Source organism: Acinetobacter lwoffii, assembly GCF_019343495.1.
Classification (GTDB): domain Bacteria; phylum Pseudomonadota; class Gammaproteobacteria; order Pseudomonadales; family Moraxellaceae; genus Acinetobacter; species Acinetobacter lwoffii_P.
The window spans coordinates 963,381-981,878 of sequence record NZ_CP072549.1; the positions used below are offsets into that span (position 1 = coordinate 963,381).

14 protein-coding genes are annotated in these 18,498 nt (G+C 43.1%); all 14 read left to right on the forward strand.

Annotation, left to right across the window (positions count from 1 at the left end; genetic code table 11):
• Position 1: 1 nt before the first annotated feature.
• The 14 genes from J7649_RS04540 (at position 2) to J7649_RS04605 (ending at position 18,428) form a co-directional block, all read left to right on the forward strand.
• Positions 2-880, forward strand: coding sequence for a DUF3426 domain-containing protein (locus J7649_RS04540; RefSeq protein ID WP_219309563.1), 879 nt, complete (start codon positions 2-4; stop codon positions 878-880).
• A 398-nt stretch (positions 881-1,278) separates the two neighbouring features.
• Positions 1,279-1,548, forward strand: coding sequence for a DNA-binding transcriptional regulator Fis (fis, locus tag J7649_RS04545; protein ID WP_001086304.1), 270 nt, complete (start codon positions 1,279-1,281; stop codon positions 1,546-1,548).
• 95 nt (positions 1,549-1,643) lie between these two features.
• Positions 1,644-3,218: a bifunctional phosphoribosylaminoimidazolecarboxamide formyltransferase/IMP cyclohydrolase gene (gene purH, locus J7649_RS04550; protein WP_005246645.1), complete on the forward strand. Its 1,575-nt coding sequence runs from the start codon at positions 1,644-1,646 to the stop codon at positions 3,216-3,218.
• A gap of 127 nt (positions 3,219-3,345) precedes the next feature.
• Positions 3,346-4,629 (forward strand): phosphoribosylamine--glycine ligase, encoded by a 1,284-nt coding sequence (purD, locus tag J7649_RS04555; RefSeq protein WP_219309564.1) that lies wholly within the window; start codon positions 3,346-3,348, stop codon positions 4,627-4,629.
• 132 nt (positions 4,630-4,761) lie between these two features.
• On the forward strand, positions 4,762-5,487 hold the full coding sequence (locus tag J7649_RS04560) for a DUF4145 domain-containing protein (RefSeq protein WP_219309566.1): 726 nt from the start codon (positions 4,762-4,764) through the stop codon (positions 5,485-5,487).
• Positions 5,488-5,514: 27 nt separating this feature from the next.
• Entirely contained in the window at positions 5,515-6,072 is a 558-nt protein-coding gene (locus J7649_RS04565; protein ID WP_219309568.1) for a GNAT family N-acetyltransferase, read from the forward strand.
• 604 nt (positions 6,073-6,676) lie between these two features.
• Positions 6,677-7,552 carry a MetQ/NlpA family ABC transporter substrate-binding protein gene (locus J7649_RS04570; RefSeq protein ID WP_005263086.1) on the forward strand — a complete coding sequence of 292 codons (876 nt, stop codon included), beginning with the start codon at positions 6,677-6,679 and terminating at the stop codon, positions 7,550-7,552.
• A 76-nt stretch (positions 7,553-7,628) separates the two neighbouring features.
• Positions 7,629-8,654: a methionine ABC transporter ATP-binding protein gene (locus tag J7649_RS04575; protein ID WP_071852172.1), complete on the forward strand. Its 1,026-nt coding sequence runs from the start codon at positions 7,629-7,631 to the stop codon at positions 8,652-8,654.
• A complete protein-coding gene (locus J7649_RS04580) occupies positions 8,651-9,346 on the forward strand; it encodes a methionine ABC transporter permease (protein ID WP_004279923.1) in 696 nt (231 codons plus the stop codon). The genes J7649_RS04575 and J7649_RS04580 overlap by 4 nt, the downstream gene beginning before the upstream one ends.
• A 619-nt stretch (positions 9,347-9,965) precedes the next feature.
• Positions 9,966-13,538, forward strand: coding sequence for a DNA polymerase III subunit alpha (gene dnaE, locus J7649_RS04585; protein WP_219309570.1), 3,573 nt, complete (start codon positions 9,966-9,968; stop codon positions 13,536-13,538).
• Positions 13,539-13,575: 37 nt separating this feature from the next.
• On the forward strand, positions 13,576-14,424 hold the full coding sequence (locus J7649_RS04590) for an RNA methyltransferase (protein WP_004279927.1): 849 nt from the start codon (positions 13,576-13,578) through the stop codon (positions 14,422-14,424).
• Entirely contained in the window at positions 14,424-15,233 is an 810-nt protein-coding gene (gene cysE / locus J7649_RS04595) for a serine O-acetyltransferase (RefSeq protein WP_004279928.1), read from the forward strand. The genes J7649_RS04590 and cysE overlap by 1 nt, the downstream gene beginning before the upstream one ends.
• A 117-nt stretch (positions 15,234-15,350) precedes the next feature.
• Complete coding sequence (locus J7649_RS04600; protein ID WP_114540776.1) at positions 15,351-16,301, forward strand: ABUW_2363 family tetratricopeptide repeat lipoprotein; 951 nt, start codon at positions 15,351-15,353, stop codon at positions 16,299-16,301.
• 120 nt (positions 16,302-16,421) lie between these two features.
• Complete coding sequence (locus J7649_RS04605) at positions 16,422-18,428, forward strand: esterase/lipase family protein (protein ID WP_219309572.1); 2,007 nt, start codon at positions 16,422-16,424, stop codon at positions 18,426-18,428.
• Positions 18,429-18,498: the final 70 nt, after the last annotated feature.

The following is an 18,498-nucleotide window of genomic DNA, read 5'->3' on the forward strand; positions in this document are numbered from 1 at the left end:
CATGAGTGACAAAAGAACCCATTGCCCTACCTGTTCCACCACCTATAAGGTCACAGTTGCTCAACTCACCGTTGCGCAGGGAATGGTTTGCTGTCCTAAATGTACCACCTCATTTAATGCCTTATCGCATTTGGTGACCGAAACCCGGAATTCGGTCACTGCCTCAATGTCTCACGCTCAATCAAACTCCAGCGAATTCAGCAAAACTAATGCTCAAAATAACTCAGGTGTTTATCACACGGATCAGCAGCAGCATCGTCATAGCCTGCTACAGATTTTTAATCAAAAAGTTGAACATTCCAATATTGACCTGGAAACCTATTTAAATAACCTGAATTATTTCAGTACCGAGCCGATTTCAGTCCTGCCGAGCATGAATTGGGAAGATCAGGCAGAAAAACAAACCAAACGCGGGCCAATGTACTATATAGGCTGGAGTTTACTTAATCTGTCGCTGTTCAGCCTGCTGCTGTTTCAATTTTTCTGGTTCAATCCGCAATACATCAAAAACAGTCACGTCATGAGTCTGGCCTTTAACAGTGCTTGTGAAGTGTTTAATTGTTCCAATCTGGAAAAATACTACACACTAATTCAGGTTAATAAAGTCAAAATCAAGGCAACCGGTAATAATGAAGCTGAGTTTAGCGGTGAGCTGATTAATTTTCATGACCGTAGTCTGGCTTTACCAATTTTAAGAATCAATCTGGAACATCGCGGTGAAGTGATTGCAACTTATAACCTGTCCTCCGAAGAGTACTTGATTGAAAGTTTAGTCAATATTCAGCGCATTCCGAAAAACAGCCCGTTTAAATTCAAATTTAAGCTTCCAGTCGATCGCAAAAGCTTTGATCGCTATACTTTGGAAATAATTCGCCCCTAATCTACTGAGAAAGCATTAAAAAATTAAAAAAAGTTAAAAAAAATGCAGTTTTCTTGCTCACTTTTGCTTAGACAATGGTATGATACGCGCCACGAAAGCTATGTGCTGCAACTCCTCGCGACTTTTTCACAACAAATACAGTCTTGCCTAATGCGCTATAAAATTTATTGCGTATCGTGCAGATTTTTTTGTTTTGATTTTGGTCAGTAACAAAACTTTAACTATTGTTACGCTTATTTTTCGACCAAATCGCAGAGATGTGTCAAGCTACAGGCTCAATGTAATGACTAAGTTTTAGAACTTCCGTTTTAGGATCTAAAATGGAGTTCATTTCAATTTCTAGACCACTTTTATATATCACTTTACCCAAGTGATATTTGTTTTTCGGATTAATTCGCATGAATAGCAAATCTCCTATTTTTACTGCACAATCTGATGTTGCTTTACGTATCCACGTAGATCGCGCAGTTCGCCACTATTTTGCACAACTGCAGGGCGAGCAACCATCTCAGGTATACGACATGGTGCTAGCAGAAATGGAGAAACCTCTTCTATCTGTAGTTCTAGAATATACACGTGGTAACCAAACACGTGCTGCCGAGATTCTCGGACTCAACCGTGGTACTTTACGTAAAAAGTTAAAAGCTCACGGTTTAATGAGTGAATAAATGATAAAATGCTTGCGGCTTCCGCAGGCATTTTTTTTAACCTGTAAATTGCTGATTTTGTTTTATTCTGTTCCTTGAAAACTGTGACGAAGATCATGACTATTAAACGCGCTTTAATCTCTGTGTCTGACAAGACTGGTATTGTTGAATTTGCACAAGAACTTGCTGCTCTAGGGGTAGAAATTTTATCTACAGGTGGTACCTACAAATTGTTGAAAGACAATAATGTGGCTGTAGTTGAAGTTTCGGAGCATACAGGTTTTCCAGAGATGATGGACGGCCGTGTAAAAACACTACATCCAAAAATTCATGGGGGTATCCTGGCTCGTCGTGGTCTAGACGAAGCTGTGATGGCTGAACACAACATTGATGCTATTGATTTAGTCGTTGTAAACCTTTATCCATTTGCTGCAACAGTAGCAAAACCAAACTGTTCACTTGCTGATGCGATTGAAAACATCGACATCGGTGGCCCTACCATGGTTCGTGCTGCGGCAAAAAACCATGCATCTGTCGGTATCGTGGTAAATGCATCTGACTATGCAACTGTAGTTGCCGAGCTTAAAGCTGAGGGTGCTTTATCTCATGCAACTCGTTTCGACCTAGCGGTGAAAGCATTTGAACATACTGCTCAATATGACGGCATGATTGCTTCTTACCTTGGCGCTCGCGTAGGTAAAGAAGAAGGTCAGGCAGACAAATTTGCACGTACTTTCAATACTCAATTGAACAAAGTTCAAGACCTTCGTTACGGTGAAAACCCGCATCAAGCTGCTGCATTCTATGTAGAAGACACAGCGACTGAAGCTTCTGTTTCAACAGCGAAACAGCTTCAAGGTAAAGAACTCTCTTATAACAACATCGCAGATACTGATGCAGCACTTGAATGTGTGAAATCATTTGCGAAGCCTGCTTGTGTGATCGTTAAACACGCTAACCCATGTGGCGTTGCAGTATCTTTAGACGGTATTCAAGCAGCTTATGATCTTGCGTATGCAACAGATCCTGAATCTGCTTTCGGTGGCATCATTGCATTCAACCGTGAATTAGACGTTGCAACTGCACAAGCGATTGTAGATCGTCAATTCGTTGAAGTGATCATTGCACCGAGCGTTGCTGAAGGCGTTCTTGAAGTAACAGGCGCGAAGAAAAACGTACGCGTACTTGTATGTGGCGAACTTCCAGCAATCGATGCGCGTCAATCGCAACTTGACTACAAACGCGTAAACGGTGGTTTGTTAGTTCAAGATCAAGACTTGGGCATGATCACTAAAGATGATCTTAAAGTAGTCACCAAACGTGCGCCGACTGAACAAGAAATCGATGACATGATCTTCGCTTGGAAAGTAGCGAAATACGTAAAATCTAACGCGATTGTGTATGCTAAAAACCGTCAAACCATTGGTGTCGGCGCTGGCCAAATGAGCCGTGTAAACTCAGCTCGTATTGCTGCAATCAAAGCTGAACATGCTGGCTTAGTAGTGGAAGGTGCGGTAATGGCATCTGACGCATTCTTCCCATTCCGTGATGGTATTGATAACGCTGCGAAAGCAGGCATCAAATGCATTATCCAACCGGGTGGTTCTATGCGTGATGAAGAAACGATTGCTGCGGCTGACGAAGCTGGTATTGCAATGGTGTTCACTGGTATGCGTCACTTCCGTCACTAATTAATTTTAAATCCTCCCTAGCCCTCCTTAATAAAGGAGGGTTTTCTATATCATAGTAGAGCGAAGGGAGTCCCCCTTTTATCAAAGGGGGATTTAGGGGGATTCTATTTCAGAAGGATTTTTTTTAATGAATATTTTAGTTTTGGGTAATGGTGGTCGTGAACATGCACTTGCATGGAAAATCGCGCAAGATGATAAAGTCGCAAAAGTATTTGTAGCACCGGGTAATGCAGGTACTGCAACAGAAAATAAATGCGAAAATGTTGCCTTAAATATTTTAGACAATGCTGCGATTATCGACTTTGCAAAAAGCAATGCAGTTGAACTTGTCATTGTCGGCCCTGAAGCACCACTTGTGAATGGTGTCGTTGATGCTTGCCGTGAAGCAGGTGTAAAAATTTGGGGTCCTACTCAATTTGCTGCACAGCTTGAAGGCTCTAAAGCATTTGCAAAGCACTTCTTAAAACGTCACAACATTCCAACTGCATTCTATGACGTATTCACAGAAGTCGATGCAGCGAAAGCATTTGTAGAAAAAAATGGCGCGCCGATCGTGATCAAGGCCGACGGTCTTGCTGCAGGTAAAGGCGTAATCGTTGCGATGACCAACGAAGAAGCATTTGCTGCGATTGATGACATGCTGGCTGGCAACAAATTTGGTGATGCCGGTTCTCGTGTTGTGATTGAAGAGTTCCTTGCTGGTGAAGAAGCATCTTTCATTTGTATGATTGATGGCGACAACATCTTGCCGATGGCAACTTCTCAAGACCATAAACGTATTTTTGAAGGCGACCAAGGTCCGAACACTGGCGGTATGGGTGCTTACTCTCCTGCTCCTGTTGTGACGGCTGACGTATTTGAAAAAACCATGAAAGAAGTGATGCGTCCGACTGTTGACGGCATGAAAGCAGATGGTCATGTTTACACAGGTTTCTTATACGCAGGCTTGATGATTGATGAACAAGGTCAACCTAAAGTGATCGAGTTTAACTGCCGTTTTGGTGACCCTGAAACTCAACCAATCATGATGCGTTTAAAATCATCTTTAGTTGATTTGGTTGAAGCTGGTATTGCTGGTAACTTACCTGCGGAAGCTGAATGGGATGAGCGCAAGACTGTCGGTATCGTACTTGCGTCACGTGGCTACCCTGAAACGTCTAGCAATGGTGATGTGATTTCAGGTTTAGACACTGAAATGGCAGATGCGAAAGTGTTCCATGCAGGTACTAAAGCCAATGAAAATGGTGAGATCGTGACTGCTGGTGGTCGTGTACTTTGCGTGACTGCACTGGGTAATACCATTGGTGAAGCACAAGCAAAAGCTTTAGAACTTTGCAAAAAAGTGACATTCGACGGCGTTCAATACCGTAAAGATATTGGTTACCGCGCAATTGCTCGTGAAAATGCTTAATCTAAATTTAGATTAAATATAAAACCCCGATTCGTTCGGGGTTTTTTATTTGCTTATACAATCTACACAACTATTCATACGCCTATAAATAATTTACTCTTTTCCACATCACTAAAATAAGATGTTAAATATATGCATATTTGGAAATACTGCTGGGAATGTAAGCACGATACTCCACAAAATAGATTAAATTTGAAAATCTATCCGAGAGCTATTGAAGGCTTTTCAAAAAATATAACTAATAATCAAGCGAAATCTATATGGACTTATAGCATCGATGCTTATCAATTTACCCAATGCCAAAAATGCAATGCACCCTCCTTACATATAGATTCATTTCATATAAAAGAGATCGATTTGGATCTTAAACAAAAAGTCACTTCGATTAAATCTGATTTAGAAACTTCAGGTAAATCTGATTCTTACCATGTAAAGAGTATGAGCTTTCCTAGATTCAATAGCTCCTTATTGCTAGAGAAAAAATGGTCTTTCAATCTACCTAAAGATGATATGTTGCTCTTCTTTGAAATCGTTCAAGCTTATGAACAAGGATTATTTATTTTAGCTCTTTCGGGAATTCGAACTCTAGTAGATAGATACTTAGTAAAAAAGGTAGGCGATAAAGGTGGGTTTGAAACAAAACTAAAAAAAATGTTGGATGACAAACATATTAGTAAGACACAATATGAAATATTAAATACGATTATTGAGGGTGGAAATGCTTCTAACCATAGAGGCTTTAGACCTGAAGAGGAAATGGTAAAAACATTTTTAGACGTAGTCGAGGATATAATATCTTTGGACTATAAAACGAAACAGTTTAATGAGTTTAAAGAGCAAATCCCTAAACGAAACTAAAAAATCGTAACCAAATTAAGATACCTAATGACTATTCACCTTCAAACCCCTCGCCTGATCCTGCGCCAATGGCAAGAATCCGACACTACCCCATTTATCCAAATGTGTGCAGATGATGAGGTCATGCGCTACTTCCCTAAAAAACTCGATGCGACTGAGGCAACCGCTTTTCTTGAACGTATTCGTACTGCTATTAAAACGCGTGGATGGGGACTCTTTGCCGTAGAACTCAAAGCGACAGGCGAATTCATCGGATTTATTGGCTTACACGTACATCCACCTGAATTTGAAATTGCCGATGCACCTGAAATTGGCTGGCGCTTGCTACCGCAATACTGGAATCAAGGCTATGCCACTGAAGGAGCCAAAGCGGTACTGAAATATGCTTTTAGAACCCTGCGCCTAGAGAAAGTCATTTCTTTTACTGCCTGCATCAACACGCCCTCAGAACGTGTCATGCAAAACATTGGCTTAGAAAAAGTGGGAGAGTTTGATCATCCGCTTGTACCTGCCGATCATATCTTGTGTAGACACGTACTCTATGAAAAACAGCGTTCGGATTATCTCTATATTCCCTTTTGTTAAAACAAGCTTGCAGTATCATGACCTGAGGAAACCAAGATCAGATACTGACTCGCTTAGTTAATATAAAGGAAAGATTTATCTCGTTAATGATCGAATTTTCTTCATTTCCCAAAAAATCAGATATTTTTTTATATTTATCTATATGCATTTTTTATATTTCTATCTTACAAAATCTTATAAAGATCACTATTTAAACACATCCATTAAAACTATATTTTCAATATAAATAATATATTGTTTTAATTAATATTTTCTTTAAAAGATCTTTTTTTTATATTCGACTAAAGAGATAAGCAAGGCTTTTTTATCCAGTATATCGAATATAGATTTATTGCTATGATATCCGCAACTTCAGAGCACATAAACCTTGGCATGTACTTATAAAATATCTATTTTCTCTCTCCAAAATAGATCAAGTACATCAGATTTGGGCTGCCTCTGACTTGATCAAGTTCACCAGAACTGTTGCTGCACGCTTGCATCTTCCGATCTCAAGCCCTCCTCAGCAATGATCAAGCCACCTACTTAGATCGTAATAAAACTCTTATTTAACACGATTTAAAAATGCTTATACTTTAGGCAAGAATAGAATTAGGACAATTTCATGAAAAAGTTACTTGGCGTTATCTTGAGTGCCTCTGTATTGACTTTAACTGGGTGTGGTAAACAAGAAGCGCCTGCCACTGATGCAGCGCAAAGCAAAGATGCTAATGGTCTTCAAACTGTAACTATGGCTTCGACCGGTTCAGATGCAGACGTATGGCGTTATATCGCGACCCTGCCTGAAACCAAAGCAGCCGGTATCAAACTTGATGTGAAAAATTTTACTGACTATGTGTCAATGAACACGGCAGTAGCCAACAAAGAAATTGATGTGAATGCATTCCAGTCTTATGCCTATATGGTGGCTTACAACGATGCCAACACAGCCAAAATTGTACCTCTATCTACCACTTATTTAGAGCCAATGGGTATTTACTCAAGCAAAGTGAAATCTTTAAACGAGTTTAAAACTGGTGCAACCATTGCTATTCCTAACGACGGCGCAAACGAATCACGTGCATTATTACTTTTACAATCAGCAGGTCTGGTTAAGTTAAAAGCTGGTTTTGACAATGTCAAAGGCACAACGTCTGATGTGACCGAAAATGCAAAACAAATCGTGATTAAGCCGATTCAAATGGCGACTGCAGTACGCGTAAAAGACGAAGTGGATGCGATTGTGCTGGGCAATACCCTGGCAATGGAAGGTGGTTTAAACGTATTAAAAGATGCGATTTACTATGAGCCAATTGATCAAAGCACAAAAATGAACGTCAACGTATTAGCGGTTGCAGCAGACCGTCAAAACGATCCAGTCCTGCAAAAAGTAGGTGCGTTGTATCATACGCCAGCAGTAAAAGCATATGTTGATGAACATTTTGGTGGTACGAAAGTTGCGGTAAACAAACCGGTGACGTATTTAACTGAATCAAAATAGTACTATAATAGACTTTTAGAACAGGCAAGGACGATTTCTTGCCTGTTTTTTTATCCGTGATGCAGTTTTTGACACTATGATTGAATTTAAAGATATTTCAAAACAGTATGAGCTTAAGGGTCAAACCTTGCATGCCTTGAATCAGATTAATCTTCAGATTCCAACCGGCAGTATTTTTGGCATCATCGGTTATAGTGGTGCCGGTAAAAGCACCCTCATCCGTCTGATCAACCTGCTTGAGCGCCCAAGCTCAGGCCGGATTATCATTAACGGAACAGATTTTACCGCACTGGATGCCAAAGCATTGCGTCAAGAACGTGCCAGCATCGGCATGATTTTCCAGCATTTCAATTTAATGCAAACCAAAACCGTAGCAGCCAATATCGAAATGCCCATGAAACTCCTGGGCTGGAGCAAGGCAGAACGGGAAAAACGCCTCGAAGAATTATTAGACTTTATTGACCTGAAACATAAACGTCATGCTTTTCCAGATGAATTGTCTGGCGGTCAAAAGCAGCGTGTTGGTATTGCCCGTGCCCTTGCCAATCATCCAAAAATTTTACTCTGTGATGAAGCGACTTCTGCACTTGATCCACAAACCACCAAATCTGTTCTACAGCTACTTAAAAAAATTAATGAAGAACAAGGCATCACCATTGTTATGGTTACCCATGAAATGGATGTAATTGAAACCGTGTGTGATTATGTCGCCGTGATGGAAAAAGGTGATGTGATTGAAACCGGCAGTACCTTACAAATATTCAGTCAGCCCCAGCACCCGACGACCAAGAATTTTATTCAGACCGTATTACAGCAGCATTTACCAGTCAATATTCTGAATAATCTGGAAAACCAGAATCACAACAGTATTTATTGCCTGAAATTCCTTGGTAGCTCGGCACAGGAAACCGTGATTCAAGCGGTGATTAAACAGTTTGATATCAGTTTAAATATTCTGTTTGCCAATATGACCGAAATTAATGGCACGGTGATTGGCCAGATGTTTATTCAGCTACTGGGTGATGTACAAGAAATTCAAGCAGCAATAAAATTCCTTGAACAACACGGCGTGCAAGTCGATCAGGCGGGAGTACAGGCATGAGAGATTTGATTGTACAGTGGCTAACAACGATCACGGCACCGTTCTGGAAAAGCTCCCTGTCGATAGATCAGTTCGTGACAGCATTGCAAGAAACCTTTCATATGGTGTTCTTCGCGATGCTGTTTGGCTGTATCTGGGGCTTCATTCAGGCGATTACCCTACTGGTGACCCGTCCGAATGGGATTCTGCCGAATCGTGTGATTTATCACGGTCTCAATCCGATTGTGAATGCGCTACGTTCATTGCCGTTTATTATCTTGCTGATTGCAGTCATTCCACTGACCAAGTTAATCGTCGGCACATCAATTGGTACATGGGCAGCGATTGTTCCATTGACCATTTATGTCGGCCCATACATTGGTCGCCTGATTGAAACATCTTTGCTTGAAGTGAATGAAGGTATTATCGAATCTGCCCAAGCAATGGGCGCGACGCCAATGCAAATTATCTTTAAGTTTATTCTGCCGGAAGCGCGTAGCTCACTGATTCTAAACTTGACTACTGCTACCATCAGTTTGATTGGTGCAACGGCAATGGCCGGTGCTGTGGGTGCGGGTGGTATTGGTGACTTAGCGATTTCTTATGGTTATCAGCGTTTTGATACCTCTGTGGTCATCATGACGGTGATTGTATTACTGATTCTGGTGCAGATTGTACAAAGCCTCGGCGACTGGTTATCCCGACTTCGTTAAGCTAGTTTTTTATGTATGAATAAAGCCCTCTTTTTGAGGGTTTTATTGTTTTTAATACTTACGAACCCTTTCTCATTATTTCAAAATAAAGTCCTGCAACTATTTGATACGTACCACGGCGACAGGAAGTCGCCCTTTGGCTTGTGATATATGGACATATCATCAAGCTAACAAAAGATTTTTGTTACTTTTGATCTTTCAAAAGTAAAAGAAGAATTTTAATTATTAACTTTTATCAGCTCTAAATCGTTTACTTTCTGAAACTTTAACTTTTCTAATCAAGTTATTTATTCTAAGCCTCATTAAAGCTTTTTGTTTAAATATTAGAAAGAGCAAACTTCAACTATTTATAGTTTTCTCTTACTTTTGACTGGGCAAAAGTAACAAAACCCCTTTGTTGATCTGATGGCACTTCCTTGTGCCACAGATCAACTGGCGACATCCATGTCGCTAGTCAGAAATTCAATTTCGGTTAACAATCCCATCTCGTTATAGAGATGAACAAAGCCCCAAATCAAGATTTAATTAAAATCTAAAAGTTCAGCATTTCCCCTCATTTTCAAACTGAAACAATAAATCCCATGTTAAACTATTCAATGGTTTTAGCAGGGACTCATCTATGCACTTTGTTCATCTTGGTATTCATACAGAATTTTCGATTACTGAATCCATCGTACGGATACCTGACTTGGTCAAAGCTGCCGAAGAAGAACAGATGCCTGCCCTTGCGCTCACGGATCTTTCTAACCTGCATGCTGCCGTCAAGTTCTATGGCAAATGTCTGAGCAAACGCATCAAGCCGATTCTGGGTTCTGAAATTCGCCTGAATGATGCCGAACATCGCATGACCTTATTGGCCATGACCAATACCGGCTGGCGTAATTTGACTGAATTAGTATCTGAAGGCTTTATCAGTGGCCAGCAACTGGATATTCCCTGCGTTCAAAAACAATGGATTTTAAATCAGCCTGAGGACATGATTGCCCTGCTCGGCATGCATTCCGATGTCGGCAAAATGCTGATGAGTTCAAATCCGCAAAAAGCGGAACCGCTGCTAGAAGAATGGGTCGAAAAATTTGGTAATCGTGTTTATCTTGCCCTGACCCGTACCAATCGTCCGGATGAAGATAACTTTATTCTGGAAGCCGTTAAGCTGGCAAAAAAATACAATATCGGTGTGGTCGCACATAATGATGTGCATTTCATGACCCGTGAAGATTATGAAGCGCATGAAGCACGGGTATGTATTGCAGATGGTTATGTGCTTGGTGACAACCGCCGCCCTAAAACCTATTCACCTGAACAATATTTCAAATCTGCTGAAGAAATGACAGCGCTGTTCTCGGATATTCCATCTGCGATTGAGAACACCTATCACATTGCCAAACGCTGTAATGTGACGCTGCAACTGGGCAAATACTTCCTGCCTGATTATCCGATTCCTGAAGGTCATACCATTGATACCTTCTTTGCACACTTGTCCAAAGAAGGTCTGGAAGAACGCCTGAATTTCCTGTATCCGCCTGAACAACGTGATGAAGACTGGCCAGAAATCCGCAAGCCTTATGATGAGCGTATCGAATACGAGATTAACATCATTAACTCGATGGGATTCCCGGGCTACTTCCTGATCGTGATGGACTTCATTCAGTGGTCGAAAAGTAACGGCGTTCCGGTCGGTCCGGGCCGTGGTTCGGGTGCAGGTTCACTGGTCGCCTATAGCTTAAAAATTACCGATCTTGACCCGCTGCGTTATGAACTGCTGTTCGAACGTTTCCTGAACCCGGAACGTGTTTCGATGCCCGACTTCGACGTCGATTTCTGTATCGCAGGCCGTGACCGCGTGATTGACTATGTAGCACGTACCTATGGCCGTGATGCGGTCTCCCAGATTGCAACATTCGGCACTATGGCGGCCAAAGGTGCGATTCGTGATGTTGCGCGCGTTTTGGGTAAATCTTATGGCTTGGCGGATCGTATCTCGAAAATGATTCCGACCAAGCCTTTAGGTCTAAGCCTGCTTGAGTCACTAGAAGCTGAACCCCAGCTTAAAGATATCGTCACCAATCCATCCAATCCAGACCATGACGATGCAGCCGAAATCTGGGAAATGGCACTAAAACTGGAAGGTATTACCCGAAACACCGGTAAACACGCCGGTGGTGTAGTCATCTCACCTACCAAAATTACCGATTTCTCTGCAGTCATGTGTGATGCCGATGGTACCGGACGCGTGGCACAGTTCGATAAAGACGATGTTGAATCTGCAGGTCTGGTGAAGTTTGACTTCTTGGGTCTGCGTAACCTGACCGTGATTGAAGATGCGGTTAAAAATATTAATAAACGCATCAAATCTGACCAGCCTTTAGACATTGCCTATATCCCGCTTGAAGATAAAGCCGCATATCTGGTCTTTGCCAATGCCAACACCACTGCGGTATTCCAGTTTGAATCCGTGGGCATGAAGAAGATGCTGAAAGAGGCACGCCCAAGCAAATTTGAAGAAATTATTGCTTTCGTGTCGCTGTACCGTCCAGGCCCGATGGATCTGATTCCTGACTTTATTCACCGGATGCATGGTGGCGATTTTGAATATCTGCATCCATTGCTTGAAGGCGTGCTAGAACCCACCTACGGGATTATGGTGTATCAGGAACAGGTAATGCAGGCTGCACAGTACTGTGCCGGCTATACCCTTGGTGGTGCGGACTTGTTACGTCGGGCCATGGGTAAGAAAAAACCGGAAGAAATGGTCAAACAGCGCCAGATCTTTATTGAAGGTGCATCGAAAAAAGACATTGATGAAGCCACCGCCAACCATATCTTCGACTATATGGAAAAGTTTGCCGGCTATGGTTTTAACAAATCGCATGCGGCTGCCTATGCTTTGGTTGCTTATCAGACTGCATGGCTGAAAGCGCATTATCCGGCAGAATTCCTGTCTGCGGTATTGACCTCGGAGATGCAGAACACCGACAACGTGGTATTCCTGATTGATGACTGTCGCAAGAATAATCTGGAAGTTTTGCCGCCGTCAGTGAATATGTCGCTGTATCAATTCCATGCCATTGATGAGCAAACCATTGTCTATGGTCTGGGTGCGATCAAAGGCGTTGGTGAAGCGGCGATGCAGTCGGTGATTGACTCGCGTGCGCAAGAAGGTCCATTCCGTGACTTGTTTGATTTCTGTCACCGTATTGATCTGAAAAAAATCAATAAGCGTACTCTGGAAGCACTGATTCGTTCAGGTGCATTGGATTGCTTAGGCATTGACCGCGCCGACCTGATGGCGCAACTGCCTGAAGCGGTTCAAGCTGCGGAACAGGCACGTTCCAATCGTGAAACCGGCATCATGGACCTGTTTGGCGAAGTGGAAGAAGTTCAGCGCAAGCCATCTAAGCCAGTCAAACCATGGGCAGATGAAGTTCGTCTGAAAGGTGAAAAAGATACACTTGGTCTGTATTTAACCGGTCACCCGATTGATGTGTATCGCAATGAACTGAAAGCCTTTGTGCCTAGTCAGATCAATGAGCTGACGCCGACCCGCCGTGGCGTGAACACCGTGTTTGCAGGATTGGTGGTGGATATTGCCAACTTTCCGAACCGAATGATGATGACCCTGGATGATGGTACGGCACGGATTGAGATTTCAGCCAATCACGAACGCTTCAACCGCTTTAAAGAGATTATCCAGCTCGATAAAGTGGTGGTGATTGAAGGTGAAATTTATGAGCGTGAAGGCTTTGACCGTCCGATGGGACGCCTCACCAAAGCATTTAGCCTGAATGAAATTCGCCAGAAACGTGCCAATAGCATCAAGATTACCCTCACAGCCGAGCATTTCAGCAAGAGCTTGAGCCGTGACTTGCAGCAGACTCTGACTCCTTATTGCAATGTCGATATGTCGGCACATATTCCGGTGATTCTATATCTGGATTACCCGTATGCCACGACTGAACTGCATCTGGGTCTCAACTGGAAAGTCGCCCCACTGGATGAGCTCCTAGCCAAATTGCGTGATTATTTTGGTAAAGAAGCCTTGCATATTGAGTATCAGGTCAAGTCCAAAGCTGCCAAAGCCGTGTCCTATGAACAGGCCAAGCCGGTGGATATTCCTCCGCCGCCTGCGGGCATGAGCATGGATGATGCACTGGAGCTGTATCAGGCTGAATCCCAGCCGCAATATTCATAAATCCTGATCTTTAAAACACCTTAAAATTGGAATCCTCATGAGTCAAATTGACAATGCTGCTGTTTCAGCACATCTCTCCCATGTGCGTATTGTCATGGTCAATACCACTTTACCTGCCAATATCGGCAGTGCCTTACGTGCCATGAAAACCATGGGCTTGTCCAAGCTGGTTCTGGTGGCACCGAAAACCTATCCGCATCCGGATATTGACGCGCTGGCCGCGGGTGCAACTGACCTGATCGAGCAGATCGAGATTGTCGAAACCCTTGAAGATGCCATTAAAGACTGCCAGATTGTATTCGGCACCAGCGCACGCAGCCGTACTATTCCCTGGCCGCTGTTAGATGTGCGCCCTGCCGCTGAAAAAGCCATGACCGCCGTGGTACAAGATCAGCAGGAAGTCGCGATTCTATTTGGCCGCGAAGACCGTGGTCTGACCAATGAAGAACTGGCGATGGCCAATTATCATCTGACTATTCCTGTGAATACGGACTACGGCGTACTGAATGTAGCTCAGGCGATTCAGGTGATCTGCTATGAGATGCGCATGGCAACGATGAGCCAAATTGAACAACCACGTGATGCTAAAGCGACCATGCAAGTCATTGATGGCATTGAAATGGAATGGGATGAACCCTTGGTCAATCATGCGCAGATGGAACAGTTCTATCCACACTTGGAAAAAATGTTGGCAGAAATTGAATTTATGGATCCAAAAAATCCAAGATTATTGCCTTTACGCTTGCGTCGTCTCTTCGGACGTATACAATTAGATCGTATGGAATATCACTTACTTCGTGGTATTTTCAGCCGTGTTCAGGCATTGAATAACGGTACCTGGAAAAAATCTTCACACACATCATCACAGGACGAGGATCAAATCTAATGCTAAAACAGCTCAAAGAAGATATACAAGCTGTCTTTGCGCGCGATCCTGCAGCACGCAATACCTTAGAAGTCTTAACCACTTACCCTGGCATTCATGCGCTGATCATGCATCGCATGGCACATGAGCTATGGAACAAAGACTGTAAAGGAACTGCGCGTGCGTTGTCTTCGTTTAGCCGGTTTGCCACGGGCATTGAAATCCATCCGGGTGCAAAAATTGGCCGCCGTTTCTTTATCGATCACGGTATGGGTGTCGTAATTGGCGAAACTGCTGAAATTGGCGATGATGTCACCCTTTATCACGGTGTGACTTTGGGTGGAACGACCTGGAATAAAGGTAAACGTCATCCAACGCTAGAAGATGGCGTGGTAGTCGGTGCTGGTGCCAAGATTCTTGGGCCATTTACCGTAGGTAAAAATGCCAAAGTCGGTTCTAATGCGGTCGTTACCAAAGCGGTTCCTGAAAACGCCACAGCTGTGGGCAACCCGGCACGTTTTATTACCAAAGACAAACCCAAAGATGATGCTGAAGCCCGTCGTCGTGACTATGCCGAAAGTATCGGTTTCCAGCCCTATGCCGCAACTGAAGACCAGTCTGATCCGATTTTAGAAGGTATGCGGATTCTGCTGGATCGCATTCAGCAAAATGAAAAACGCATGAACAACTTGTGCAATCGTCTTTCTTTGTTAGATCCGACCTTTAACAAGCAGCAACAGGATGGCCAGCCTTTGAGCAAAAAAGAGTTGGAGATTCTGGAAGAAGCGCGCCGTGAATGTGAAGCGCAAACCAGCCAATCCAAGGCCTGAATATCACACTTCACTCTGTAACACGGGTTTACTTGCATGATGGTTATAGTTTTCATAGACTGACGATCATGCAATTTTTGAATAGATGTTTTAAAAATAACAGAATGGATGACTATTATGACCTTTAAGCCCTTGGCACTTGCTTGCTTAGCATTCACAATTACTGCGTGTTCGATCACTCCTCAGAAATCTGCTGAGAAACCTGTAGACCAAGTGGTTTTTGTAGAGCCTGAACTGTCCCCACCATTTTATGCTTTAAATCCATTCAATTATAATGAACCGCCTGAATTTGAAGTGCATTTGAAAAAGGCTGCGGCCCAGCCTGTAACCAAGATGGTGGTGACGGATCCTAATGATCCATCCAAGCAATTGACCCTGGATGTGAATAAACTGATTATTCCAGTGGTAGATAGCAATACCCGTGCAATGCGTTATGCAGCACTTGCCAATTCAAATGAAATCGATATCACTGAAATTGACGATTTTCTGCAAATGGTCGAAGGTAAGGCACGTCATTATCCACCACGTTTCAGCGATCGTCAGGAACGCCGTGGCTTTGAAGCCAAACTACGTGAAGTCACCCGACAACTGGATACTTTAGCGGCCCGTCCAAATGCCTCTTTTGATGTATTGATGCGTGCTTTTAAAGCCAGCGTGATGGCACGTAACCTGGATCTGGGTTCAGTCTATACTACCAATTCCCTGACCTATGCCCAGCGTATTCTCAAAATCAACCCGGATGATCCTGAAGTCAACTTCTGGTTTGGTTTTGGTCTGTCTGAAGGCGGTGGTCAACGAGAAGCCATCGCTTATCTGGACAAAGCCATGAAAGCTGGCGTTCAGGAGGCTTATCTTTCTGCAGCCAATAACTATATTGCATTAGAACAGAAAAAAAATGCCACTCAAACCTTGGCGAACTATAAGGTGAAATATCCGCAAGAAGCTGAAGTAGCCGACCGTCTGATTCAGGAAATTGAAAAAAATGGCCGCTGGAATGTTTGGCAAATTCTGCAAACATCAACACCCGCTCCGGCTACAGACCCAGCAACAGCACCGGTAACCCCATAATCAAGATTCGCTTCAATTTGATTACAAATAGACTGCTACGGCGGTCTATTTTTATGGGAAAAAATTAGTAAAATACAAAACATTATCCCGCTTTATAACTTGAATTCAGTGAAAAGTTTTATGCACGAAAAAATAAATAAAAGATTAATGCTGTGCACTTTACTCATCACCAGCGTACTCAGCGGCTGTCAGGTGGTCAGTGTTAAGGAACAGGCGATTAATGTCACGCTGAACAATGAGCGTGACAGCATCTTGACCCGCGACAAGCTTAGCGAAGCCAGTCTGAATGTGTTGTCCATGACAGGTCGTGAAGCTCAGATCTGTATTGATCAGCCCGAAGAATGTGTGGAAGATCTGAAAAGTATTCCCCAGATTTTAGATGAACAATTGCTTTCTACAGCAAGTGAATTATATCTAGCCAACTCCTTACAAAATGCCAAGTCTGCCGAATGCAACACCGGTGTTTTAAACAAAACCCGATCACCGGAAAAACAGCAACAACACAAGCAGAATATCCAGAAATGTCTGGATCAGCAGCTCACTATGCTGGATAAAAGCATTCGTTATAGCTATGCCTATCTATTTAAAACCGAGCGTGCGCCGCAAGAGCGTATTTTTGATAACCGCCAGGTTCAGATTCGTGACTTTTATAACCTGGCGATTGCCCATCTGATTCAACGCTATGCTGAACGTTATAAAACCAAACAGTCCGGCCAGCGCATTCAGGTCGGTGATAGTGTATACACCATTGATCTGGAAAATTTTCCGCAGCTGAAAAACCAGACCATTGAACAGCTGATGTCTACCTATAATATGAACTTTTCCGGCCTACGTTCCATCACCCGCCGTGATGGTTTTGGTTCAGAATTTTTAGTGGTCTTACCTGAAGCACAGCAAACCGAGCAGGATAAAAAATATATTGTCGATCCGCTCAAGCACAACTATCCAAATGGTAAAAATCCAAACATTCATTCAGCCCGCTATCTGGCGACCACCATTACCGCTGTACCCAAATCCGCGAATTCGACCGAACAGATTTTATCTACTTCGGAGTTTCACCTGAAACTCTATGATCCTTATAAGCATGAAAAGATCAAAGTGGCTTCGAAAGAATATGCGCTGGCCGCCAACTTTTCTGCACCTTACGGCTTATGGCTGGCCGAGAACAATCTGGGGCGTTTAGCCTATCTGACCCTGATTAATCGCGAAGACAGTCTGAGCATGCCGCATCTGTATATGCTGGAACCTTATAATCCGGACAAGAAAGTGCTGGTATTGATTCATGGCTTGGCCAGTAGTCCTGAAGCCTGGATTCGTCTGACCAACGACATTATGGGTGATCCGGTATTAAGAGAAAATTTCCAGGTCTGGCAGGTATTTTATTCTACTAATATGCCGATTCTGGAAAGCCGTTTTCAAATTAATGCAGTGGTTCAGCAAGGCTTTGCCCAGGTCGCGAACAATGCGCCAGCCAAAAAAGATGCGGTACTGGTCGGACACAGTATGGGAGGAGTGATTGCCCGTTTAATGGTCAGTCAGGCCGATATTACCCAAGATGCATTTAAGCTGGTACAAAATACCCGCATTGCCCAGTTTAAAGATAATCCGTTATTTAAAGCACGCCTGCAAATGCAGCCTATTCCGAACTTTAGCCGAGCCATTTTCTTAGCGACACCGCATCGTGGAACGGAATATGCCGACCGCTGGCACACCAAACTGGCCCGTAAAATTATCCGTATACCGGGCGCATTTTTGGGTGCCTTTGCCGATACCCTGCAAGGTGAGATCGGGTTAAAGGAGTTTGTTAAAGAACTGGGGCATGACCTGATTCAGAATGGTCCGAGTGATCTCAGTGAAAATTCGAAATTTACTGCATTAACTGAGGATATTCAGCCTTCTAAAAATATCAAATTTCATTCTATTATCGGCAATACCGTAGATACGCAAGATACCAAGCTCATGAGCGATGATATCGTTTCATATGAGAGTGCTTACCTAAATGGTGCTGTATCTAGCAAAGTCATTAAGGGTGGTCACTCGATTCAGGAAACGCCTGAAGCCGTACTGGAATTACGCCGGATTCTCAGATTACATCTGACCGACCTTGGTCTTTATGGTCCGGAATAATCTATCGTCTTGATTGAGACTCACCACCGCATGTTCACATCCGGTGGTTTATTTTTTAAAATTGCAAATA

What these genes read in the sequence shown, in the direction of transcription:
- J7649_RS04565 (WP_219309568.1), top strand. Translation starts at nt 5,515, where the DNA reads ATGACTATTCACCTTCAAACCCCTCGCCTGATCCTGCGCCAATGGCAA.
- purH (WP_005246645.1), top strand. Translation starts at nt 1,644, where the DNA reads ATGACTATTAAACGCGCTTTAATCTCTGTGTCTGACAAGACTGGTATT.
- J7649_RS04575 (WP_071852172.1), top strand. Translation starts at nt 7,629, where the DNA reads ATGATTGAATTTAAAGATATTTCAAAACAGTATGAGCTTAAGGGTCAA.
- purD (WP_219309564.1), top strand. Translation starts at nt 3,346, where the DNA reads ATGAATATTTTAGTTTTGGGTAATGGTGGTCGTGAACATGCACTTGCA.
- J7649_RS04590 (WP_004279927.1), top strand. Translation starts at nt 13,576, where the DNA reads ATGAGTCAAATTGACAATGCTGCTGTTTCAGCACATCTCTCCCATGTG.
- J7649_RS04580 (WP_004279923.1), top strand. Translation starts at nt 8,651, where the DNA reads ATGAGAGATTTGATTGTACAGTGGCTAACAACGATCACGGCACCGTTC.
- J7649_RS04605 (WP_219309572.1), top strand. Translation starts at nt 16,422, where the DNA reads ATGCACGAAAAAATAAATAAAAGATTAATGCTGTGCACTTTACTCATC.
- cysE (WP_004279928.1), top strand. Translation starts at nt 14,424, where the DNA reads ATGCTAAAACAGCTCAAAGAAGATATACAAGCTGTCTTTGCGCGCGAT.
- fis (WP_001086304.1), top strand. Translation starts at nt 1,279, where the DNA reads ATGAATAGCAAATCTCCTATTTTTACTGCACAATCTGATGTTGCTTTA.
- J7649_RS04560 (WP_219309566.1), top strand. Translation starts at nt 4,762, where the DNA reads ATGCATATTTGGAAATACTGCTGGGAATGTAAGCACGATACTCCACAA.
- J7649_RS04600 (WP_114540776.1), top strand. Translation starts at nt 15,351, where the DNA reads ATGACCTTTAAGCCCTTGGCACTTGCTTGCTTAGCATTCACAATTACT.
- dnaE (WP_219309570.1), top strand. Translation starts at nt 9,966, where the DNA reads ATGCACTTTGTTCATCTTGGTATTCATACAGAATTTTCGATTACTGAA.
- J7649_RS04570 (WP_005263086.1), top strand. Translation starts at nt 6,677, where the DNA reads ATGAAAAAGTTACTTGGCGTTATCTTGAGTGCCTCTGTATTGACTTTA.
- J7649_RS04540 (WP_219309563.1), top strand. Translation starts at nt 2, where the DNA reads ATGAGTGACAAAAGAACCCATTGCCCTACCTGTTCCACCACCTATAAG.